The sequence below is a fragment of the Streptomyces sp. NPDC012474 genome, assembly GCF_042955185.1.
GTDB classification, from domain to species: Bacteria; Actinomycetota; Actinomycetes; order Streptomycetales; family Streptomycetaceae; genus Streptomyces; species Streptomyces cahuitamycinicus.
Genome location: NZ_JBIBEP010000007.1, coordinates 297,168 through 319,193 on the forward strand (window position 1 = coordinate 297,168; position 22,026 = coordinate 319,193).

At 71.3% G+C, this 22,026-nt stretch carries 15 protein-coding genes and 1 pseudogene; 8 read left to right on the forward strand and 8 right to left on the reverse strand.

Translation table 11 applies throughout. The features are described from left to right. The first annotated feature begins 29 nt into the window (after positions 1–29). Entirely contained in the window at positions 30–1,412 is a 1,383-nt protein-coding gene (locus ACFY9S_RS18495; RefSeq protein ID WP_391129412.1) for an amino acid permease, read from the forward strand. A 9-nt stretch (positions 1,413–1,421) separates the two neighbouring features. After that, a complete protein-coding gene (locus tag ACFY9S_RS18500; protein WP_391129415.1) occupies positions 1,422–2,540 on the forward strand; it encodes an aminoglycoside phosphotransferase in 1,119 nt (372 codons plus the stop codon). A gap of 45 nt (positions 2,541–2,585) precedes the next feature. Here the strand turns inward: ACFY9S_RS18500 and ACFY9S_RS18505 are convergent, their stop codons facing one another. Then, a complete protein-coding gene (locus tag ACFY9S_RS18505; RefSeq protein ID WP_391129418.1) occupies positions 2,586–4,679 on the reverse strand; it encodes an autotransporter in 2,094 nt (697 codons plus the stop codon). Positions 4,680–4,894: 215 nt separating this feature from the next. Here ACFY9S_RS18505 and ACFY9S_RS18510 point away from each other — a divergent pair, with 215 nt between their 5' ends. From ACFY9S_RS18510 to ACFY9S_RS18530, 5 genes are all read left to right on the forward strand, one after another. Continuing rightward, entirely contained in the window at positions 4,895–6,016 is a 1,122-nt protein-coding gene (locus ACFY9S_RS18510) for a family 43 glycosylhydrolase (protein WP_391129421.1), read from the forward strand. A gap of 1 nt (position 6,017) precedes the next feature. Beyond that, complete coding sequence (locus tag ACFY9S_RS18515) at positions 6,018–7,430, forward strand: RICIN domain-containing protein (RefSeq protein ID WP_391129424.1); 1,413 nt, start codon at positions 6,018–6,020, stop codon at positions 7,428–7,430. Between the two features lie 285 nt (positions 7,431–7,715). Then, positions 7,716–8,759 (forward strand): GDSL-type esterase/lipase family protein, encoded by a 1,044-nt coding sequence (locus ACFY9S_RS18520; protein WP_391129426.1) that lies wholly within the window; start codon positions 7,716–7,718, stop codon positions 8,757–8,759. Between the two features lie 79 nt (positions 8,760–8,838). Then, positions 8,839–10,521: a DUF2264 domain-containing protein gene (locus ACFY9S_RS18525; RefSeq protein ID WP_391129429.1), complete on the forward strand. Its 1,683-nt coding sequence runs from the start codon at positions 8,839–8,841 to the stop codon at positions 10,519–10,521. 117 nt (positions 10,522–10,638) lie between these two features. Beyond that, a complete protein-coding gene (locus tag ACFY9S_RS18530; RefSeq protein ID WP_391129432.1) occupies positions 10,639–11,460 on the forward strand; it encodes an isocitrate lyase/phosphoenolpyruvate mutase family protein in 822 nt (273 codons plus the stop codon). A 400-nt stretch (positions 11,461–11,860) separates the two neighbouring features. Here the strand turns inward: ACFY9S_RS18530 and ACFY9S_RS18535 are convergent, their stop codons facing one another. Both ACFY9S_RS18535 and ACFY9S_RS18540 read right to left on the reverse strand, forming a co-directional pair. Next, positions 11,861–12,451 (reverse strand): WHG domain-containing protein, encoded by a 591-nt coding sequence (locus ACFY9S_RS18535; RefSeq protein ID WP_391129435.1) that lies wholly within the window; start codon positions 12,449–12,451, stop codon positions 11,861–11,863. 529 nt (positions 12,452–12,980) lie between these two features. Further along, positions 12,981–13,748, reverse strand: a complete 768-nt coding sequence (locus tag ACFY9S_RS18540; RefSeq protein ID WP_391129438.1) for a hypothetical protein — start codon at positions 13,746–13,748, stop codon at positions 12,981–12,983. 240 nt (positions 13,749–13,988) lie between these two features. Between ACFY9S_RS18540 and ACFY9S_RS18545 the strand changes: the two genes are divergently transcribed. Next, entirely contained in the window at positions 13,989–15,257 is a 1,269-nt protein-coding gene (locus ACFY9S_RS18545) for an MFS transporter (RefSeq protein ID WP_391129441.1), read from the forward strand. On the opposite strand, the pseudogene ACFY9S_RS18550 reads toward ACFY9S_RS18545, so the two are convergent. The 5 genes and pseudogenes from ACFY9S_RS18550 to ACFY9S_RS18570 all read right to left on the reverse strand — a co-directional run. Continuing rightward, positions 15,247–15,682: pseudogene (locus ACFY9S_RS18550) on the reverse strand (ABC-2 family transporter protein); the annotation flags it as partial. The gene ACFY9S_RS18545 and the pseudogene ACFY9S_RS18550 sit on opposite strands and share 11 nt — an antisense overlap. A 200-nt stretch (positions 15,683–15,882) precedes the next feature. Next, on the reverse strand, positions 15,883–18,756 hold the full coding sequence (locus tag ACFY9S_RS18555; RefSeq protein WP_391129444.1) for a glycoside hydrolase family 2 TIM barrel-domain containing protein: 2,874 nt from the start codon (positions 18,754–18,756) through the stop codon (positions 15,883–15,885). Between the two features lie 12 nt (positions 18,757–18,768). Further along, complete coding sequence (locus ACFY9S_RS18560) at positions 18,769–19,665, reverse strand: carbohydrate ABC transporter permease (protein ID WP_180989680.1); 897 nt, start codon at positions 19,663–19,665, stop codon at positions 18,769–18,771. After that, positions 19,662–20,627, reverse strand: a complete 966-nt coding sequence (locus ACFY9S_RS18565; protein WP_391129447.1) for an ABC transporter permease subunit — start codon at positions 20,625–20,627, stop codon at positions 19,662–19,664. Before ACFY9S_RS18565 ends, ACFY9S_RS18560 begins: the two co-directional genes overlap by 4 nt. A 20-nt stretch (positions 20,628–20,647) precedes the next feature. Then, on the reverse strand, positions 20,648–21,913 hold the full coding sequence (locus tag ACFY9S_RS18570; RefSeq protein ID WP_391129450.1) for an extracellular solute-binding protein: 1,266 nt from the start codon (positions 21,911–21,913) through the stop codon (positions 20,648–20,650). Between the last annotated feature and the right edge of the window lie 113 nt (positions 21,914–22,026).

A 22,026-nucleotide genomic window follows, 5' to 3' on the forward strand; every position in this document is an offset into this window, starting at 1 on the left:
CTTCCCCCTCCGCTTGTACAGGAATCCTCATGACCGTCCCCAGCCCCACCGAGGCCGCCGACCCCGTCGAGCCGCCCGGCCCCGCGGCGCCCGCTCCCCGCCGCACCTTCGGCCTCGCCGCCGCCACGGCCCTCGTCATGGGCAACATCATCGGCGGCGGCATCTTCGCCCTGCCCGCCACCGTCGCCCCCTACGGCACGGTCAGCCTGCTCGCCTTCCTCGTGCTCTCGGTCGGCGCCGTCCTGCTCGCCCTGCTGTTCGGCAAGCTCGCCCGACGCAGCCCCGTCACCGGTGGCCTCTACGTCTACCCGCGGGACGCCTTCGGCGAGTTCGCCGGGTTCCTGTCGGCCTGGTCGTACTGGACCATGTGCTGGGTCAGCATCGCCGCCCTGGCCGTCGCGGTCGTCGGCTACGTCGACGTCCTGATACCCCTGCACGGCAACCACGCCCTCCAGGCCCTCGTCGCCCTGGCCGCCCTCTGGCTGCCCGCCGCCGCCAACTTCGCGGGCACGCGCTGGGTCGGCACGGTGCAGGTCGTCTCCACGATCCTGAAGTTCGTCCCGCTGCTCCTGCTCGCCACGGTCGGCCTGTTCTTCGTCGACGCGGACAACTTCGGCCCGTTCAACGCCTCCGGCCAGAGCGTCTCCGGAGCGCTCGCCGCCTCCGCCGCTCTGCTGCTGTACAGCTTCCTCGGGGTCGAGTCGGCCGCCGTCAGCGCCGGCGAGGTCCGCGACCCCGAGCGCACGGTCGGCCGGGCGAGCGTCCTCGGCACACTGGCCTCCGCCCTGGTCTACGTCCTCGGCACCGTCGCCGTCTTCGGACTGGTCCCGCACGACCGGCTCGTCGACTCGGGCGCCCCCTTCGCCGACGCCGTGAACACGATCACCGGGGGCGGCTGGGGCGGCACCGCCATCGCCCTCGTCGCCGTCGCCTCGATCACCGGCTGCCTCAACGGCTGGATCCTCATGGCCGCGCAGATGCCGTACGCCGCCGCCCGCGACGGCCTCTTCCCCGCGCCGTTCGCCCGCCTCGGCAAGGGCGGCGTGCCCGGCTTCGGGGTGTGGGCCTGCGTGGTCCTCGGCAGCCTCCTGATCGGCCTCAACTACACGGCCGGCCCGGACACCACCTTCCGCGTCCTCGTCCTGATCACGACGTTCACCGGCTGCGTGCCCTACCTGCTGTCGGCCGCCGCCCAGTTGTACTGGCTGGCCCGCGGCACCCGCGACCGGGTCCGCCCCGCAGGTCTCGCCCGGGACCTGACCGTCGCCGTCCTCTCCTTCGGCTTCTCCTTCTGGCTGATCGCCGGCGCCGGGTACGCCGCCGTCTACCAGGGCGTGCTGTTCCTCTTCGCCGGGATCCCGGTGTACGTGTGGCTGCGGGGACGCAAGGACACGGCGGAGGCGTCGGCATAGCATCGGGGGATGCCCGAAGTCGCTGCAGCGCATGCCGAAGTCCGCGAGGTCCTGAAGGTCCCGGCGCACGAGGCGGTGTTCGAGCCGCTCCCGCACAACCCGGCGAACGGTGTCACGGCCGGGGTGTGGCGGGTCGCCGGCGGCGGCCGCTCGGCCGTCCTGAAGGTGCTGACGCGCACGAAGGAGACCGGCGTCACGTGGTCGGCGTCCAACGACCCGCGGCACTGGAACTTCTGGCGCCGCGAGGCGTACGTCTACCGGTCCGGGCTGGCAGAGGTCTGGCGGCGGCACGGCATCCGCGCGCCCCGGCTGCTGGAGTGTGCCGAACGCCCGGACGGCGACGTGGCGTTGTGGCTGGAGGACGTGCCGGGCGAACCGGCGACGACCTGGTCCCTCGCCCGCCACGTCGACCACGCCCACCGCCTGGGCGCCGCACAGGGCGCGGTCGGTGCGGGGGAGGACACCCCATGGCTCTCCCAGCGCTTCCTGCGGGACTACACGTCGGACAGGACGACGGATGAGGCCCTGCTCGACGACGACCGGGCCTGGCGGCACCCCCTGATCCGGGAGCACTTCCCGCCCGGCCTGCGCGAGGACATGGTCCGCCTCCACCACGACCGGGAGTGGTTCCTCACGGTCATGGAGTCGCTGCCCCGCGCCCTGAGCCACCTCGACCAGTGGCCGGCGAACGTCCGCTGCGGCGGCGCCGGGACCAGCGTCCTGCTCGACTGGGCGTTCACCGGCGACGGCGCCCTCGGCGAAGACCTCGGCAACTACCTCCCGGACTCCGTCTTCGACCTGTTCGTGCCCGCCGCCGAGCTGCCCGGCCTGGCCAAGGCGGCGTACGACGCCTACGTGCAGGGACTGCGCGGGAGCGGCTGGCACGGCGACGAACGCCTCGTACGGCTCGGCGTGTGCGCTTCCGCCGTGAAGTACGACTGGCTCACGGCACTGATGCTGGCCCGGGCGGACGAGGAGCCGGTGGCCTATGGCGGCGGGGGCGCCGTCCCGGCCGGACTCCGCTACCGGGAGCGGGGCCTGACCTTGGCGTTCCTGGCCGAATGGGCGGCCGAGGCACGACAGCTGGCTCCCGGGCTCGGGTTTCCCGAAGCCCCCAGCGGCCGCTGAATGGTCCTTGAGCCCGGCGACGGAAGAGAAGGAGCACCGGGCGGGTCAGCGCCGCCCGCGGCCCGCGTGCCGTCCGCCCCCGCGCCCCTTCCGCCCGCGTCGTGTCGCCACCGGTATGGCGAGGCTGATGGTCAGGGCGGCGCCGAGGGCGTAGGGCCACCAGCCGAAGCCGACGGTGTCCGAGGCTCCGGCGCTGCGCGGGTTCGCGGGGGCCGGGGCGGACGGGGCAGTGGCCGAGTGGCCGGCGGTGGTGACGGCTGTCAGGACGACGTCGTTGCCGTCGCCGCCCCGGTAGCTGATGCGGTAGGTCCTGCCCGCCCGCTTCACACGGGCCCCTTCCCTCAGGCCGGTGAAGGTTCCCGAGGTTCTGGCCTCGCCCCTGTGGTCGAGCACGGTGATGTCGTGAGCCGTGTGAGGAGCGGCCGGCACGTCGAGGTGCCCTGCCAGCCGAACCCGGCCCGTCACCGTCAGCGGCTCGTCGCGGAGGACCAGTGAGCCCTTCGGGCTCTGGGTGTAGGAGCCGTCGACGGTGAGGCCCGTCGTGACGGTGCCGTCGTTGGTGACCGTGCCGCTCACCGTGCCTTCGCCGGTCAGCGTCGTCGCCACGCGCAGACCCGGCCGGCCCGCGTCCAGCTTCGCGCCGGCCGTGGTGAGCCGGATCGACCTGCTGCGGGTGAGGGTGGCCCCGTCGCGCAGTGCCAGCGTGCCCCGGGTGACCGTGGTCGTCCCGGTGTAGGTGATCCCGCCGCCCGTCAGGGTCGTCGGGGCGGTGCCCGACTGGGTGAGGGAGCCGCTGCCGCCGACGCGGGACAGGGTGAGGGGCCTGGCCGTGTTGCGCAGGACCAGGGAGCCGTCGTTGACGAGCCGGTAGTGGGCGCCGCCGGTGTACAGGCCGCCGTCGCCGCCCCGTTCGCCGCTGCCCAGGCGCAGGACCGCGCCCTTCTCCACCGTGGTGGAGCCGTCGTAGTACTGGACGGCCGCGAAGGTCACGTCGTTGCCGGGGGTGCCCGCGATCACGATGTCGCCGGCGCCGGGGGCCGACAGGGTGTCGTGGAACCTGCCCCCGCCGATGGGGGCGCCCAGCGTCACCGGGCCGTTGTAGTCGAAGGTGAGCCGGGAGCGCGAGCGGGCCGCCAGCAGGTTGATGTAGACCGTCTCCGCCGTGCCCGGCATGAAGATCCGGTCGGTCGTGCCGTCGCCCCACCGGACGTTCGCGCCCTTGATGTTGGTGCCGCGCTTGTTGACGTGTCTGCGGGCCGGCGTCCAGTTGAGGGCCGGGTCGCTGAGCGACGGGTCCGTGTCGCCGCCCCGGTCCGACCAGCTGTACTGCCCGGTCAGGACGACCTTCCCGCCGGGCCGCGACTGGACGTTGATGTCGCTGCCGTACTCGCGCTGGTAGAAGTCCATGCCCATCGTGACGGTCCGGCCCAGCGGGGTGTCGGCCGTCCAGGTGCCCTGGTTGAGGACCTTGCGGACACGCGGGAGCGAGGTCGCGTACTCGGGCCGCCCGGCGTTGGTCTGCGTGCCGTTGTCGATCACCCCGGAGAAGGAGTGGGTGCCCGACAGGTCCCACGTGCCCCACAGGAACCTGGGCTGCGTGATCAGGCCCGAGCCGCTGATCGTGCCCAGGTTGTAGGCGCTCTTCAGCGACAGCCGCAGGGTGCCGTCGACGCGGATGTTGTCCTGGTTGAGGCGGAACGCCGGGGTGTTGTACGGGAAGTGGCCGATCAGGCCCGTCGTCCCGCCGTCGCCGTACTGGAGCGTCGCGCCCCGCTCCACCGTGATCGCCGGCGGGTCGGGGCGGGTGACGGTGACGTACGGGTGGTTGCCGCCCGGCGTGAGCACCTGCTGCCGCTGCCGGGACTTCGGGAGCGTGAAGTCGCTGTCCCTGGTGAGGACCAGCGTTCCGCCGCCGCGCACCGTGAGCGTGCCCTCGCCGCGGAAGACGCCGTCGTACGTCGTCGTCCCGGGCGGCACGGTGACGACCGTGTCGCCGTCGAGCGTCACGCTTCGCCCGGCCAGCACGTCGGCCGTGACGTCCCGGGGGCCGGCGGCCACCGCCGGGGGAGCGGTGAGCAGTGAGGCGACCGCCGCGAGGACGCCCGCGGCCGCTGCTGTGGTGTGGGTGAGGCTGGGCACATGACCGGAGACGGGTCATGCCCTCGCCGATAACAGAAACTTCGGCGCCCGCTGTTTCCGGAACAGGCCGGACGGGTTGCTCCCGTCAGACCCGTTGACCTCCTCGTGTCACCCCCTTACCTTTCCACCGTTCGTAATGACAGATGGTGTTCGACATCTCAGACGCCGCATCGGACGACACCGTGTGTCCCTCAGTGAGAGGCAGGCCCCACCGCATGAGCCGCGACCGCGACCACGCTCTGCCCGAACCCCCCAGCCGCAGACTGCTGCTGAAGGGCGCCGCAGCCGCCGGCGCCCTGGCCGCAGTCCCCGCCCTCCCCGGCGTCGCCGAAGCGGCGCCCCGGGGCGAAACCGCTGCCGGAACACCCGCCGGGCGCCCGAAGCCGGCCCCCTTCGTGAACCCGCTCGTCCGCAACCGGGCCGACCCGCACATCCACCGGCACAAGGACGGCTTCTACTACTTCACCGCCACCGCCCCCGAGTACGACCGCATCATCCTGCGTCGCTCCCGCACCCTGGGCGGACTCGGCACGGCGGACGAGTCCGTCATCTGGCGCGCCCACGCCACCGGCCCCATGGGCGCCCACATCTGGGCGCCCGAACTGCACCGCATCGGCGGCAAGTGGTACATCTACTTCGCCTCCGCGCCCGCCGAGGACGTCTGGGCGATCCGGATATGGGTGCTGGAGAACGCCCACCCCAACCCCTTCAAGGGCACCTGGGTGGAGCGGGGCCAGATCAAGACGGCCTGGGAAACCTTCTCCCTGGACGCCACGACCTTCACCCACCGGGGCAAGCGCTACCTCTCCTGGGCCCAGCACGAGCCCGGACTGGACAACAACACCGGCATCTTCCTCTCCGAGATGGCGAACCCGTGGACCCTGAAGGGCCCGCAGGTGCGGCTCTCCACCCCGGAGTACGACTGGGAGTGCATCGGCTTCAAGGTCAACGAGGGCCCGTACGTCCTCAAGCGCAACGGCCGGCTCTTCATGACGTACTCGGCCAGCGCCACCGACTTCAACTACTGCGTGGGCCTGCTGACCGCCGACGCCGACAGCCACCTCCTGGACCCCCTGAGCTGGACCAAGTCGCCGACCCCGGTCTTCACCAGCAACGACACGACCAAGCAGTACGGCCCCGGCCACAACTGCTTCACGGTCGCCGAGGACGGCCGCACCGACGTCCTCGTCTACCACGCCCGCCAGTACAAGGAGATCAACGGGGACCCTCTGAACGACCCCAACCGTCACACCCGCGTCCAGAAGCTCGGCTGGAAGCGCGACGGCACCCCCGACTTCGGCGTCCCGATCGCCGACGCGGTGAAGGTGAGCGAATGACATGAGACGTGCGTTCGCCACCCTCCTCGCCCTGTGCCTGGGCCTGTTCACGGCCCTCGCCACAGCCGGACCCGCCCAGGCCGCGCCCCGGACCGTCACCAATGGCACCCAGTTCACGGACACCTCGGGCGGCCCCCTCCACGCGCACGGCGGCGGAGTCCTCAAGGTCGGCACCTACTACTACTGGTTCGGCGAGCACCGCAACCCCGACAACACCTTCCGGTACGTCGACGCCTACCGCTCGACGGACCTGAAGAACTGGGAGTTCCGCAACCACGTCCTCACCGAGGCCAGTGCCCCGGAGCTCGCGACCGCCAACATCGAGCGGCCCAAGGTCATGTACAACGCCTCCACCGGCAAGTTCGTCATGTGGATGCACAAGGAGAACGGCACCGACTACAGCGAGGCCCGCGCGGCCGTCGCCGTCTCCGACACCGTCGACGGAAACTACACCTGGAAGGGCAGCTTCCGGCCGCTCGGCCAGCACATGTCCCGCGACATCACGGTCTTCACCGACACCGACGGCGCCGGCTACATGATCTCCGCCGCCCGCGAGAACTACGACCTCCAGATCTACCGGCTCACCGCCGACCACACCGGCATCGCGAGCCTGGTCGCCAACCCCTGGCCCGGCGGCCACCGGGAAGCCCCCGCCCTGTTCAAGCGGAACGGCGTGTACTTCATGCTGACCTCCGGCGCCACGGGCTGGAACCCCAACCAGCAGCAGTACGCCACGGCCACGAACCTCGCCGGGCCCTGGTCCGCCATGAAGAACGTCGGCGACTCGACGGCCTACGGCTCCCAGACCGCGTTCGTCCTGCCCGTGCAGGGCAGCTCGGGCACCTCGTACCTGTACATGGGCGACCGCTGGGGCAACTCCTTCGGCGGCACCGTCAACGACTCCCGGTACGTGTGGCTGCCGCTGACCTTCTCCAACTCGACCACCATGTCCATGTCCTGGTCGCCGGAGGTCACCATCGACACGGCGGCCGGGACCGTCACCGGCACCGGTGCCACGTACAACACGCTGATCGCCCGCCACTCCTCCAAGTGCGCGGACGTGACGAGCCAGTCGCTGGCGGCGGGCGCCCAGCTCAAGCAGTACGACTGCAACGGCGGCGCCAACCAGAAGTACTGGTTCAAGTCCGTCGGAAGCGGCTACTACCAGCTGATGGTCCGGAACAGCAGCCTCTGCGTGCGGGAGAACGCGAACACGGTCACCCAGGAGAACTGCGCCTCCTCCGCGACGAGCCAGCAGTGGTCGCTGACCACCACCGGCTCGTACGTCAACGTCAAGTCCCGCGCGAGCGGCGAGTGCCTCGACGTGAACGGCGCGTCCACCGCCAACGGCGCCGCGCTCATCACGTACACGTGCAACGGAGGCACCAACCAGCAGTGGACGCGCGGGACATGACGATCCGGACGGCCCCTGGGGCGCGCAGGTGGGCGCGGCGGGGATCGCCGGGGTCCAGGTGCCGTTGACGGTGACCCGGGGCCGGCCGTTCGCGTACGCCGTCGTCACACCGACGTGCGGGTGTGCGCGGCGGCCGCCTGGGCGAGAGTTGAATCGATTTCACGAAAGGGCTTTCACTCGGGTGTAGTCGGCGATCTGGTGAATGCTGCTTGGGGTCTAGAAAGCGCTTGTCCGGAGCGGTACGGTCCCCCTCCAGGACTTGTCGTGTGCTGGGAGGAGCCCGGAGTGAGACGTTTCAGCATCGCCGTCATGGCGGCGGTGACCTTGGGGACCGCGTTGTCGTCCGTACCCGCCCACGCGGGCGCGGGGAACGGCGGCCGGGGCCTCGCCCACTGCACGGCCGGCACCTGCCACTTCGACGTCACGCCGGGCACCTACGACGTCCGGGTCACCCTCGGCGGGAAGACCGCCTCCGCCACCAGCGTCAGCGGCGAGACCCGCCGGTCCCTGCTGCCGGAGACGGCCGCACCGGCGGGCAAGCGCGTCACCCGCACCTTCACCGTCGACGTTCGCACCCCCGAGGGCGAGCCCACCGGCCCCGACGGAACCCCCGGCCTCGACCTGAGGATCGGCGGCTCCGCCCCCGCCCTGGCCGGCATCAAGGTCACCCCCGCCCGGCACGCCCGCCAGATCTTCCTGGTCGGCGACTCCACCGTCTGCGACCAGCCCGGCGACCCGTACTCCGGCTGGGGCCAGCAGCTGCCCCAGTACCTCCGCGAGAGAGTGTCCGTCGCCAACTACGCCGATTCCGGGGAGAGTACGGTCTCGTATCTGGGGAACCCGAAGCTGTGGGCCACCGTACGGCCCCTGATCCGCCCCGGCGATCTGGTGCTCGTCCAGCTCGCGCACAACGACAAGACCACGGACGAGGCCACCTACCGGGCCAACCTGGAGACCCTGGTCGCGGGAGTCCGGCAGCGGGGCGGACAGCCGGTCCTTGTCACTCCCATCGTGCGGCGCTGGTTCAACCCCGACGGCACGCTGAACAACGGAACCGCGCTCCTGGTCAACGGCCTCGGTGTCGACCATCCGGCCGTCACCCGCTCGGTCGCGGCGGCCCAGGACGTCCCGCTGATCGACCTCACCGCGAAGACCAAGGCACTGGTGGAGTCCCTCGGCGTGGAAGGATCCAAGGCGCTGTACCTCACCGACGAGGCCCGGGACAACACGCACACCTCCGTGCGCGGTGCGACGGCCTACGCGGCCCTGGTCCGCGACGAACTCGTCACCCGGCATCTGGTGCCCAAGGGCAAGGTGCGGGTGGGATGAACCCCTGGGGCGCCCCGACCGGAACCGGGGCGCCCCAGGCCCGATCCGTATCCACCCGCCCGAGCACGAAAGACATCCGATGCACCTGCCTCCCGCCGACCGCACGACGTCCCCGTTCACCGGCTGCACCCGCGCCCACTGGGAGGCGGCGGCCGACTCCCTGCTCACCGCCGTAGAGCCGTACGCGAGCGAGGACCAGGCGCTCTACCACCTGCCCGGCGACCGGGCCAGCTGGTCGGGCCGCCTCTCCGACGGCCTGGAGGGCTACGCCCGCACCCTGCTGCTCGCCGCCTTCCGCCGCGACGAGAAGGCCCTGGAGCGCTACGCGACCGGCCTCGACGCCGGCGTCTCGGGCGTCTGGCCCCGCATCGAGGACCGCAGCCAGCCCCTGGTGGAGGCCGCGTCCATCGCCCTCGCGCTCCGCCTGACCCGGGACCTGCTCTGGGACCGACTGGACGACGGAGTGCGCCAGCGGACGGCCGCCTGGCTGGGCGACGCCCTCACGGCCGAACCCTGGCCCTGCAACTGGGAGCTGTTCCCGGTCACGGTGGGCGGCTTCCTCGCCGAGATCGGCCACGAGCCGGACGCCTCCCGCGCGGCGATCGACCGCGGCCTGGAACGCATCGAGCAGTGGTACGTCGGCGACGGCTGGTACACCGACGGCGACGGCCGCAAGTACGACTACTACAACGGCTGGGCGATGCACCTCTACCCGGTGCTGCACGCCTGGCTGGAGGGCGACGAGCGCCTGCTGGACCTGTACGGCGACCGCCTCTCGCGCCACCTGTCCGACTACTCCCGGCTCTTCGGCGGCGACGGCGCCCCCATGCACCAGGGCCGCTCCCTGACGTACCGCTTCGCCACCACGGCCCCGCTGTGGCTGGGCGCGCTGACCGGCCGTACGCCCCTGCCCCCCGGCGAGACCCGGCGGCTGGCCTCGGGCGCGCTGAAGTACTTCCTGGACCGGGGCGCCGTGGACGACCGGGGCCTGCTCTCCCTCGGCTGGCACGGCCCCGACGAGTCCGTCCTGCAGGGCTACTCGGGCCCGGCCTCCCCGTACTGGGCGAGCAAGGGCTTCCTCGGCCTGCTCCTGCCCCCGGACCACGAGGTCTGGACGGCACCGGAGGAACCCGCCCCCGCCGAACGAGCGGACTTCGTCACCGCCGTCGGCCCGCCCAACTGGCTGCTCCAGTCGACCCGTTCCGACGGCGTGGTCCGGCTCCACAACCACGGCAGCGAGGACGTCCGCTACGACCCGTACTACACGCGGCTGGCGTACTCCACCGTGACCGCGCCGGCGCACACGTACGACAACAGCGTCCTCGTCGCCGGCGACCCGAGCCGCACCGGCATCGAGCCGCTCGGCGCGGGCGAGGGCTGGGCGGCGTCCCGGCACACGGCGGGCGGGGGAGCCCGGGTGACGAGCGCGGTGCTGGCGCACGGGGCGGTGGAGGTGCGTGCGCACCTGGTGGTGGGCGCGGAGCCGGGGACGGAGGTCCGTGTGACCGGCTGGAGCGCACCGGACGGCCTGCGGGCGGAACTGCTGCCCGTCGTCGGCCTCGACGACGACCTCACCGGCGTCACGACCGGGGACTCCACCCTGTTCGTCGCCCTGGCCCGGCTCACCGCCGAGCCGGATCCGGCTCCGCTGGCGGAAACGGTCGCCGTGACCGCTCGCGGGGACGGGGAGCTGAAGGTCCGCTGGAGCGAGGGGCCTGAGGTGCGGGTCCGGCTGGACGGGGCCGGGGTGAACGTCGGCTGAGCTCTGCGCGGCCGGGTCCGCCTCGCGGCCTCCGTCGAGGTCTGCGCGGCCGGGTCCGCCTCGCGGTGCCTCCATGGTTCGGTCGGCGCCGAAGCGAACCGGGTCCAGCATGGCGGCATGACCGCACATCCGCAGCAGACGCCGTCGAGCCGGGCCGTGACCGCCTTCGCCGCCCTCCACCGTGCCGGGGAGCCCCTGCTCCTGCCCAACGCCTGGGACCACGCGTCCGCCCGGGCCCTTGCGGGGCAGGACTTCCCGGCCGTCGGGACGACGAGCCTGGGCGTCGCGGCGGCCGCGGGACTGCCCGACGGGGCCGCGGCGACCCGCGAGGAGACGCTGCGGCTGGCCGTCGCCCTCGGGTCCGAGCCGTTCCTGCTGTCCGTCGACGCGGAGGGCGGATTCAGTGACGACCCGGACGAGGTGGCGGAGTTCGCGCGGGAGCTGTACGCGGTCGGCGCGGTGGGCATCAACCTCGAAGACGGACTCGGACCGGCCGCCCGGCACGCGGCGAAGATCGCGGCGGTCAAGCGGGCCGTGCCCGGCCTGTTCGTCAACGCCCGCACGGACACCCACTGGCTGGGCGACGGCGACGGCACGCTCGCCCGCCTCGACGCCTACCAGCAGGCGGGCGCGGACGGGGTGTTCGTGCCCGGCCTCACCGACCCGCGCGGCATCGAGGTCCTGGTGCGCCGCCTGGAGGTGCCCCTCAACGTCCTCCACTCGCCCGGCGGCCCGCCCGTCGCCCGCCTCGCCGGCATCGGCGTACGCCGCGTCAGCCTCGGCTCGCTGCTGTACCGGCGGGCGCTGGGCGCGGCCCTGGAGGCGGCGGCGGACCTCCGGGCCGGCCGGACACCGACGGGTGCGACACCGTCGTACGACGACGTGGCGGGGCTCGCCGCGCCGGGCCGCGCGGCGGGCCAGGGGCCGATGGCGGAGTGACTTCCCAGCCGGCGACCGCTCGCAGCGTGGCCGCCGCGCCCGGATCCGCCGGGAAGAACGTCTCGACGGCGATCTCGTCGAGGGTGACGTCCCAGGGCGAGGCGAACACCGTCGTGGTGTACGGCAGCGCGAGTTCGCCGTACCCGGTCGACAGCCGTACCCGTCGCTCGGGCCCTCGACGGCTCCCTCACCGGCCCGGTGGAGCAGCGCCGTGGTCCGGCCGAACCACTCCAGGACGGCGGGGCCGGAGGGGTCGGCCTCGGCACCGTCGATCCAGTCGTACGGCTTCACCCAGGACCCGCCGCCCGGGGAGTCGCGCGCGAGGATCATGGTCCAGGGGCCGGTGCCGAGGGCGTACAGCTCGGCTGTGGCACCGGTCCGGTCATCGGACGGGGTGGGTTCAGCCGACGCCCGTCCTCTTCTCGCGGGGCCAGTTCAGAAGCAGCACGTGCAGGGCGTCGATCGCCCTGTCCCAGGAGGCCTGCACGTCACGGGGCGCGCCGAAGGCGCCGGTGGACTCCAGGGCACAGTAGCCGTGGAAGGTGCTGCGCAGCAGGCGCACGGCGTCGGTGAGGTCCGGTTCCTCCAGTCCGTAGGCGCGGAGCATGCCGTAGGTGACGTCGGCCGTGCGGCGCATCGCGGGGGAGTCCGCGACCAGTTCCTGGTCGATTGGGATCTGTGTCGCCGCGTACCGGCCGGGGTGCTCCAGGGCGTAGGCCCGGTAAGCGGCGGCGAAGGCGCGCAGCGTGTCCCTGCCGGCCTCCCGCCCCTCGACCGCCGCCGCGATCCGGTCGATCATCTCGCCGCCCACGAGGAGGGCCATCCGCGTGCGCAGGTCCTTGAGGTTCCGGACGTGGGTGTACAGACTCGCGTCCTTCACCCCGAAGCGGCGGGCCAGGGCAGAGAGGGAGACGTGGTCCAGGCCGGCCTCGTCGGCGAGGTCGGCCGCGGCGGTGACGAGGCGGTCGGGGGTGAGGCCGGCTCTGGGCATGGGCTGTCGGGGCCTACCTCTCGAACAGGACCATGTCGTTGGCGAAGCACAGGAAGAGCTGGTCGTCGACGCGGTGACGGCTGTGACGGCCAAGGGGAGGGCGATCGTCTGGACGCATTCTCCTGTGCGGAGGTTACAGAGGCGGGCGGTGTGGTCGTCGGCGCCGGTCAGGGCGTGGGGTTCGCCGTCGAGGTCGACACAGCGGACCACGTTGACCGGGCCGGTGTGCCCGGCGAGGTGGAGGACGGTTTCTCCGGTGAGAACCTCCCACCGGCGCACGGTGTGATCGTAGCCTCCCGTGACCACGTGGGGCCGACCGCCGACGCTGATGAGGTCCGTCTTCGACAAGGAGCCCTCGAGGCCGCTGAGATCACGGACGTGTGCGCCCGTATGAGCATCCCCGGGGCTCAGCGGATCGGCGGGTACACCACACCCGGCTTGTCGATCTCCCCGCCCGGCCCGTGAAGCCCACGCTCTGCCGTCCGGACGGAGCCGTGGAGGTCTTGCCCGGCGCTGAAATCCTGCTGAGTCAGGGGTGACGCAGGAGTTCCAGTTCCGTGCCCCAGGCGTCCAGCACAGGGCCGTGGCCGGCCCGCCGTGCCGTCTCCTCGATGTCGGCGAAGAGGGTGCGCTGGGTGGGCGGGTCGCCGTCGGCCAGGATGCGACGGACGACCGGCAGGAGCCGGCCCGCCTCCCACCGGGGCTCGCCCAGCGGCTGCCGCTCCAGCTCCCACCGGAGGTACTTGTTGTAGGGCCGGACGCGGCGGTGCAGGGCGAAGAGCACCTCCAGGGCGAAGGGGACGGACTCGGCGGCGTCCAGGTGGCCCAGGGCGGGGCGGCGGTCGCGGTAGCTCTTCAGGGAGCGGTACGTCTGGTTGACGTACGCGTCGAGCCAGCCGTCGACAGCGGCCCCGGCCTCACCGGCGCCCAGGGTCCGTTTCTCGTCGAGGATCCGGGCGACGGTCCCGTCGAGCCGGTCGAGCAGCACCTCGGCGTGGACGTAGGAGTAGCGCGCGAAGCTGTCCGGGCGGCCGGGCATGCCGCGCGTGCGGAACTCCGCCAGCGGAATGACCACGAGGTCCAGGTGGGCGGAGCGGAACCGGTCCAACTCGGCGATCGGCGAGGCGTGCTGATCCCTCAGGATCACGTGCAGGTCGTAGTCGGAGTGGACCGTCGGCATGCCCTCGTGGACGCGGGAGCCGCTGAGCACGAGCCCGGCGACGCCGGGATCGGCGGCCGCCCGTGCGGTGAAGGCGGCCACGGTGTCGTCAGGAGTGTTGCCCAGGGTGATGTGCATGGTGGTCTCTCCGCGCGGAACGTCAGGGGTACGGGCCGGGTTCGCGTCTGCGGTGTCCGGGACACCGCGGGAGAGTTCAGCTCACGGTCCGGACGCTACTCCGTCCGCGCCGCCCACCGGTACCGGATTTTCGCGGGCGTTCGCGGACATCGGAACGCGGGCGGGTGCGGCATTCCTCGGTCGCGGCAGGGAGTCGTAGGGTTGCCGAGGCCAGGGAGCGGGGGACATGGGGGGCACGGCATGACGCACGGGGCGGCGCGGCGCGAGGGCGTCGCCGACGAGGGCTTACCCGGCACCCGCCCCCTGTGGCGGCAGCGTGACTTCGGCGTCTTCTGGGTCGCCCAGACCCTCTCCGTGCTCGGCGACTCCTTCGCCCTGATCGCCCTGCCCCTGTTGGTGCTTCAGTCCACGGGGTCGGTAGCGCGGATGGGCCTGCTGACGGCGGTCGGAGGGGCGGCGGCGGTCGTGGCGGCGGTGTTCGCCGGGGCGGTCGTGGACCGGGTGGACCGACGCCGGCTGCTCATCGCCTGCGACCTCGTGCGCATGGGGCTGTACGGGGTGATCCCGCTGGTGTGGCTGTTCGGCCCGCAGCTCTGGCTGCTGTACGTCGTCCTGCCGCTGTGCGAGGCCGTCGGCATGCTGTTCGCGGTCGGCTACGTCACGGTCGTGCGCGCGCTGGTCGGCACCGGGCAACTCACGGAAGCCAACGGGCGGTTGAACGCCACGGCCGCCGCGGCGGGCGTCCTCGGCCCGCTGTGCGCCGGCCTGGTCGCCGCCTGGTCCGGCCCGGCGGTGGCCGTGGGCGTGGACGCGGCCAGCTTCGGGCTCTCCGCCACCTGCCTGCTCTTCGTCCGCTTCCGAAAGCACGCCCCCGACGACCGGCAGGGCAGGCGCACCGGCCTCTGGCAGGACCTGCGCACCGGCATCGCCTTCCTCTACGGCCATCCCGTGCTGCGTTCCCTCACGGCCCTCCTCTTCGGCTTCAGCTTCCTCACCCTCGGTCTGAACGACCTGGTCATCTACCACCTCAAGCACGACCTGGGCCACGACGACGGCACGGTCGGCACGGTCATGGCGGTCGGCGCGCTCGGCGCCATCACCGGCGCCCTGCTGGTGGCCCGGGTCCGCCGCCGTTTCGGCTTCGGCCCGACGTGGACCGGCTCGGTCGCGGTGTGCGGCCTGGCCTTCGCCGGTCTCGGCTGGGCCCGCGACGTCCCCGTCGTCGCGGCCCTGAGCGCCGCCTTCCTCGCCTGCGCCGGCATGGCGGGCACCTGCTCGATGTCGCTGCGCCAGGAGGTGACCCCCGAACACCTCCTGGGCCGCGTCACCTCCGCCTTCTGGACCCTCCAGTACGCGGCGGCCCCCATCGGCGCGGCCGTCCTCACCTGGGCCGCGGAGGAGCAGGGCACGGCCCCGGTCGCCCTGGCGGCCGGAGCGACCTGCGTCGCCCTGGCCGTCACGGGCCTGCTCACCCCGATCCGCGGTTCGGGCCGGGCCGTCAGCCGTTGATCCCGCTGTAGTGCCGCAGACTCCACCTCCACAGCATCCGCGCCGCCAGATACGCCAGCAGCCCGAGCAGGGGTGAGGCCGCCGCGAGTCAGTACGGGACTCCGGTCGTGTGGCCGTGGCCGGTGAGGATCGCGGCCGGGAAGTAGGCGACGAACCCGAGCGGCAGTCCGTAAGGGCAGGACGTTCAGCGGGTAGCTGCCGAACGCGCCGAGGAGTTCCTCCAGCCGGCGGCCCCACATGCCGGCGGCCGGGAAGCGCAGGGACGCGCCGGCCACGACCGTGAACAGGGCCGCCTCCAGCAGCATGCCGCCGAGGACGGCCGCGACGAGGTAGGTGACGCGGCCCGCCGTCCAGTCCAGGTCACTGCGGGAGAGCGTGCCCACCATCAGGCCCGCCGCCGTCAGGTCGCCGATCGCGTTGGTCGGCGCCCGCGAAGCCGGGGCGGCGGACGGTGGTGTGGAAGGTACGGGACAGTCCTCGGACCTCGATGGCGACACTCAACCGACCCACCTGCTCCTTGCGGTGAACACAGCAGCGGCCGGTCGGCACGAGGGCCGACCGGCCGCGGACGACACCCTGACACTGTCGGAATGTCGATCAATCGGTCAATCGATCAATCAGCTTCTTACCTGGTGGTCGAGAACACGAACGAGAACTCCACCGGCTCCGCCTTCAGGAAGTACTGCGGCAGCGGCCCCGGGCCGCAGGACTGCGAGCCGATGCCGTGCAGCCCGTGGTCGAGGTTGACCCACACCGTGTCGCCGGCCGCGAGGTCGGTCCGGTGCCGGGCGGCATCGAGCTGCTCGGTCGTCCAGCGCCGCGCCGTGAACCAGAACTCCGGGTCGCCCTCGATCCTGAGACCGCCGAGCTCCACCCACCGGACGTCGGCACGGGCGCCGTTCTCCTGCGGGCGGACGTACGGCGTCTGCAGCCGGTCCACCGTGGACTGCCAACGTCCGACCAGGGACGCTGCCTTGCTGTCCGGGTAGGCCTCGCCGGGACCGCCGCCGAACCACTCGACCCGGTCCGCCTCCGGCAGCCCGAAGCGGACGCCGAGCCGGGGCAGCGGCACCGTCCAGTCGCCCTCCGGCGTCACCGACACGGACAGCCGCAGCCGCTCGCCGTCCGACGTCCAGCGGTACACCGTGTCCAGGCCCACCTCGCGGGCGGCGGGAGCCACCCGGGTCCGTACCGTCAGAGCGTCGTCGCCCGCCTCGGCCGAGACCAGGCGGTGCCGCATCCGGTGCAGGCCGAGCGTGCGCCACAGCATTCCGTAGCGGGTGTCCGTCTGCCACTCGGCACCGTCGTCGTTGTCGGTCGGCGCCCGCCACACGTCCAGCCGCGGCGTCGCGCCGACCTCCACCCCGCCGATCGAGAGCAGCGCACCGCTGCGGGCGTCGAACGCGGCCGGGCCGAGCGTGATCCGGCCCTCGTCCGGCACGGGCCGGTCGGTCGCGGGGAAGGACGGCAGCGGCCGCGCCCCCACCGCGAACTGGCCCCAGGCCACGACGTGGTCCTTCGCGGCCCACACCGTGTCGCCGGCGAGCAGCGCGCGCACGGTCCACTGGCGTTCGCCGCCCCGGCCGTCCACGGGCGGCTCCGGCAGCTTCACCTCGGCGCTCTCGCCCGGCGCCAGCGCAGGCACCGACAGCGAACCCGACTCGACCGTCTCACCGTCCACCTGGCACGACCACTCGAAGGCCAGCGCGGACAGATCGGCGAAGTCCTGCTTGTTGGTGATCCGCACGATGCCGTTCGCGCCGTCGCCCTCGATGTGGACGGGCTCGATGACCTTCTTGTACTCGATCAGGCCCGGCGACGGCGTCCGGTCCGGGAAGACCAGCCCGTCGCACACGAAGTTGCCGTCGTGCAGCTCCTCGCCGAAGTCACCGCCGTAGGCGTAGCCCAGCTCGGCGTGCTTGACGCCGTGGTCGATCCACTCCCAGATGAACCCGCCCTGCAGCCGGTCGTACTTCTCGAACAGTTCCTGGTAGTCGGCGAGACCGCCGGGGCCGTTGCCCATGGCGTGCGCGTACTCGCACTGGATGAACGGCAGCTCGCGCCGCTTACGGGTACCGCCGTCGAGCTGCTGCCCGACCTTCTCGACCTCGTCGTGGGAGGCGTACATCCGCGAGTACACGTCCGTGTCGCGGCAGTTCCAGTCGCCCTCGTAGTGCACGAGGCGCTCGGGGTCACGGTCGTGGATCCACTCGGCCATGGCGGTGAGACCGCGGCCGGTGCCGGCCTCGTTGCCCAGCGACCAGAACACGATCGACGGGTGGTTCTTGTCCCGCTCGACCATCCGCGCCGCACGGTCCAGCAGGGCCGGGGTCCAGCGGTCGTCGTCGACCGGGTTGTCCCGCCAGTCCTGCTCGGTGAAGCCGTGGGTCTCCAGGTCGCACTCGTCGATGACCCACAGGCCGTACTCGTCGCACAGGTCGAGGAAGGCCGGGTGCGGCGGGTAGTGCGAGGTGCGCACGGCGTTGAGGTTGTGCCGCTTCATCAGCAGCACGTCCTCGCGCATGGTCTCCAGGTCCAGGGCGCGGCCCCGCTCGGGGTGCCACTCGTGCCGGTTGACGCCCTTGAAGAGGACGGCCGTGCCGTTGACCTTGACGAGCCCGTCCTCCAGGACGACCGTACGGAAACCGATCCGAAGCGGCACCCGCTCCCCGTCCGTGGCCAGCACGCCGTCGTAGAGCTTCGGCGTCTCGGCGGTCCACGGCCGCACCGCGACCGTCACCGGCTCGCCGGTCGCGACATCGATGTCCAGGGCCGGGACGAGCACCCGCCCGTCGACGTCGGAGTCGACGCGCAGGGTGCCCTCGCCGGTGGTGTGGTCGTAGGAGGCGTGCACGAAGAAGTCGGCGACGCTGCCCGCCGGGCGGTGCAGCAGCGTCACGTCACGGAAGATGCCCGGCAGCCACCACTGGTCCTGGTCCTCCAGGTACGACCCCGCCGACCACTGGTGCACGCGCACGGCGAGCACGTTGCTCCCCGGCTTCAGCAGCTCACCGACGGCGAACTCGTGCGGCAGCCGGGAGCCCTTGAACTCGCCGAGCTCGGTGCCGTTGAGCCAGACACGGGCGCAGGACTCGACACCGTCGAAGCGCAGCACCGCCGCGCCGTCCGACGGCCAGTCGGACGGCAGGTCGAAGACGCGCAGGTGGTCACCGGTCGGGTTCTCCGTCGGGACGTACGGCGGGTCCACCGGGAAGGGGTAGAGGTGGTTGGTGTAGATCGGGGAGCCGAACGCCCCGTCGCCCTGGAGGACCCAGTGCCCGGGGACCGTGACATCGGCCCAGTTCCCGGCGTCGTAGCCCTCCTCGGCGAACGAGTCGTCCTCGGCGCCGGCGGTCGCGGACAGCCGGAACCGCCAGCTCCCGTTCAGCGACAGGGACCGCGCGTCCGAGGACGCGTACCAGGCACGGGGCGGCAGGGCGCCGCTGCCCGGGGAGACGTCCTCGACGTAGTCGACGGATGGGGTCGTGCGGAAAGACATCGGTCTCCTAGCTCAGCCCTTGATGCCGGTCTGGGCGATCCCCTGCACCAGCCAGCGCTGGAGGAAGAGGAAGACGAACACCAGGGGCAGGATGGAAATGGCCGTGGCCATGAAGATCATGTGGAAAACGACGGTCTGGTTGGTCATGTAGCTGGAGAGCGCCACCTGGACGGTCCACGAACTCGGATCCTGCCCGATGACCAGCGGCCACAGGAAGGCGTTCCAGCCCGCGATGAAGGTGATGGTCGCCATAGCCGCGAAGAAGTTCAGCGAGTTGGGTACGACGACACGCCAGTACGCACCCCAGTAACCCAGTCCGTCCATGCGCGCCGCCTCCTCCAGCTCCTTGGGGAACCCCAGGAAGTACTGCCGGAAGAGGAAGCAGGTGAAACCACTGAACAGGCCCGGAATGATGAGACCCCGGTAGGTGTCCACCCAGCCGAGCGAGGAGACGAGCACGAAGCTCGGCACGAAGGTGACGGCGGTCGGGACCATCAGGGTTCCCAGAACGGCGTAGAACACCTTGTTGGCGTGCTTGTACGGGATGCGGGCCAGACCGTAGCCCGCGAGGGAGCACACCAGCAGGACGCCCACGGTGTGCAGGGTGGCCACGACCGCCGAGTTCCACAGGGTCTGGGCGAAGGGGACCGTCTCGTCGCTGAAGAGCTCGCTGATGTTGCCCCACTGGATGTCCGTGGGGAAGAGCTTCCAGTTCTCTCCGGTGATCTCGGCGTCGGTGGAGAGGGCGTTGCGGACGAGGATGTAGAACGGGATCAGGAAGAGCAGGGCGGCGACGCCGGTGGCGATGTAGAGGCCGGTGGAGCTCATCACACCGCCGCCGCGCCCGGCCCGGCTGGGTGTGTCCGCCTTCGGTGCGGACTTGCGCACCTTGGGGATGGTGGTGGTCACTTGGACTCGTCCCCCCTTCCGAAGCCCATGATCTTGCCCTGGAGCAGGGTCACGGCGCAGATCAGCACGGTCAGGATGAGTGCGCCCGCGCTGCCGGCGCCGTAGTCCTGGCTTTCGCCGAGGGCCTTGTAGTACAGCTCGACGAGGGGCGGGCGGCCCCAGGTGGTCTTCGACAGCAGGTTGAAGAACTCGTCGAAGGCCTGGTAGGCGGCGACGAGCAGCAGCAGGATCACCGCGGTGGACGTGGCCCGCAGCTGGGGCAGGGTGATGTACCAGAAGGTCTGCCAGCCCGACTTGGCGCCGTCGATGGCGGCGGCCTCGTACAGCTCCTCCGGGATGTTCTGCAGCGCGGCGATGAAGAGGATCATGTAGAAGCCGGACTGCAGCCACAGCCGGGCGGTCACGATGACCAGCCAGTACCAGGGCGGGTTGGGGTCGATCAGCCAGGCGATGTTCTCGACCCCGAACCAGCCGAGGACCGTATTCATCAGGCCGAAGCGGACGCCGCTGAAGATGGACATCTTCCAGATGAGCGACGCGGCGACGTAGCTGACCGCGGTCGGCAGGAAGAAGACCGACCGGAAGAACGCCCGCATGAAGCGCAGCCGGTTCACCAGCAGGGCCAGCCCCAGCGAGAGCGCCCAGGTGGTGGGCACGATGAACGCGGCGAAGGCGGTGAAGGTGCCGAGCGAGCCGACGAAGTCGTCGTTCGTCAGCATGTAGACGTAGTTGTCGAAGCCGACGAACTTGTCGGGCGTGACGGTGAAGCGGGCTTCGAAGAAGCTGAGCCACAGGCTCCAGAGGATCGGCGCGTAGACGAAGATCGCCAGACCGATCAGGAACGGGCCGGTGAAGAGCCAGAAGGTGAAGGCCGGACTGCCCCGCAGACCCCGCCGCGGCTTGGCCGGGGAGGCCTTGGCCGTGGCGGAGTCCGGGACGTCGAGCTTGGTGGTCGTCGACATGTCGTGGTCCGTCCCGCGACCTATCCGAACAGCTTCTTGAGCTCGCGGTTGACTGCCGTGTCGCACCTGTCGAGGGCCTTCTCCGGGTCCATGTTCTTGCGGACGGAGTTGGCGAAGACGTCCTCGAAAGCGGTGCGCATGGCCTGGGTCCAGCCGATGTTGTCGAAGTGCCCGAACTCGTTGAAGAGCTTGACGCCCTCAGCGGCGTTCCCCGACTTGAGCTTGTCGGCCTTCGCGGCGATCGAGGTGCGCGGCGGGATGTGGAATCCGTAGGAGGTGGCCCAGTCCTCCTGGTACTCCGCCTGGTCGATCCACAGCCACTTCACGTACTCCTTGGCCGCGTCGACGTTCTTGCTCTTGGCGTTGACGAACATCGACCAGCCGCCGTTGTAGACGGACGGCTTTCCGGAGTCCGTGACCTTCGGGAAGGGGAAGACGCCCCAGTCGTCGCCGAGCGCGTCCTGGATCGCCGGCATCGCCCACATGCCGCAGAACTGGATGGCGCACAGGCCCTGGTTGAACGAGGAGGGGTCCCAGGACTCGGTCGGAGCGCCGAGGAGAAGGTCGCCGCTGGTGAACAGCCGGCGCATCTTCTTCAGGCCCTCGACGACGCCGTCCGTGTGGTAGGCGATCTCGTTCTTCTCGTTGAGGTGCTGGGCGCCGGACGACCAGATCAACGTGTCGTTCACGCTGTGCAGGTCGTTGCCCATGTACAGGCCCTTGACCTTGCCGGTGGTGAGCTTGGCGGCGGCCTCCATCAGCTCGTCGAGGGTGGTCGGCACCTCGACCTTGGCCTTCTCCAGCATCGACTTGCGGTAGAAGAAGAACTGCGGGTCGTCGATCATGCGGACGCCGTATATCTTCCCGTCGACCGTGTGCGACTTGATGTCGGCCGGGTTGAAGTCGTCCTTGACCGGCTCGACGAGGTCGGTCAGATCCGCCACCTGGCCGCTCTTGACCATCTGGATCTGCGGGTGGAACTCGAAGAGATCCGGCGCGTTCTTGGTGAGCAGCGCCGAGAACAGCTTGCTCTCGAAGTCCGAGCTGGTGATCCACTGCGTGGTCACGTTGGCGTCCTTGTACGCCTTCGCGTACCGCTTGATGGCCTGCTCGGTGCCTGCCTCGCCGTACGCGTGGAACATCTGCGTCAGGTTGGTGCCCGACCCGGACCCGCCGCCGCGTCCGGTGTTGCCGCCGCACGCGGCGAGTCCGCCCACGGCGGCCAGGCCCATCGCGGCCCGCAGTACGTTTCGGCGGTCCCAGTTCATGTTGCTCGATGCCGACATGCTGACGTCCTTGTCTCGAGTGCGGCTGCGGCTCTGCGGCTCACTGCCTGATGGCTCACGGCCCGGGGGCTCGCGCCAGATGGCTCAAAGAGAGGTGCGGTGCGGGACGCTAG

Bases quoted from the DNA above. Each gene is read 5' to 3' on its own strand.
- ACFY9S_RS18510 (WP_391129421.1), top strand. From the start codon at position 4,895: ATGAGCCGCGACCGCGACCACGCTCTGCCCGAACCCCCCAGCCGCAGA.
- ACFY9S_RS18540 (WP_391129438.1), bottom strand. From the start codon at position 13,748: ATGCACATCACCCTGGGCAACACTCCTGACGACACCGTGGCCGCCTTC.
- ACFY9S_RS18535 (WP_391129435.1), bottom strand. From the start codon at position 12,451: ATGCCCAGAGCCGGCCTCACCCCCGACCGCCTCGTCACCGCCGCGGCC.
- ACFY9S_RS18545 (WP_391129441.1), top strand. From the start codon at position 13,989: ATGACGCACGGGGCGGCGCGGCGCGAGGGCGTCGCCGACGAGGGCTTA.
- ACFY9S_RS18500 (WP_391129415.1), top strand. From the start codon at position 1,422: ATGCCCGAAGTCGCTGCAGCGCATGCCGAAGTCCGCGAGGTCCTGAAG.
- ACFY9S_RS18525 (WP_391129429.1), top strand. From the start codon at position 8,839: ATGCACCTGCCTCCCGCCGACCGCACGACGTCCCCGTTCACCGGCTGC.
- ACFY9S_RS18530 (WP_391129432.1), top strand. From the start codon at position 10,639: ATGACCGCACATCCGCAGCAGACGCCGTCGAGCCGGGCCGTGACCGCC.
- ACFY9S_RS18565 (WP_391129447.1), bottom strand. From the start codon at position 20,627: ATGTCGACGACCACCAAGCTCGACGTCCCGGACTCCGCCACGGCCAAG.
- ACFY9S_RS18515 (WP_391129424.1), top strand. From the start codon at position 6,018: ATGAGACGTGCGTTCGCCACCCTCCTCGCCCTGTGCCTGGGCCTGTTC.
- ACFY9S_RS18570 (WP_391129450.1), bottom strand. From the start codon at position 21,913: ATGTCGGCATCGAGCAACATGAACTGGGACCGCCGAAACGTACTGCGG.
- ACFY9S_RS18555 (WP_391129444.1), bottom strand. From the start codon at position 18,756: ATGTCTTTCCGCACGACCCCATCCGTCGACTACGTCGAGGACGTCTCC.
- ACFY9S_RS18495 (WP_391129412.1), top strand. From the start codon at position 30: ATGACCGTCCCCAGCCCCACCGAGGCCGCCGACCCCGTCGAGCCGCCC.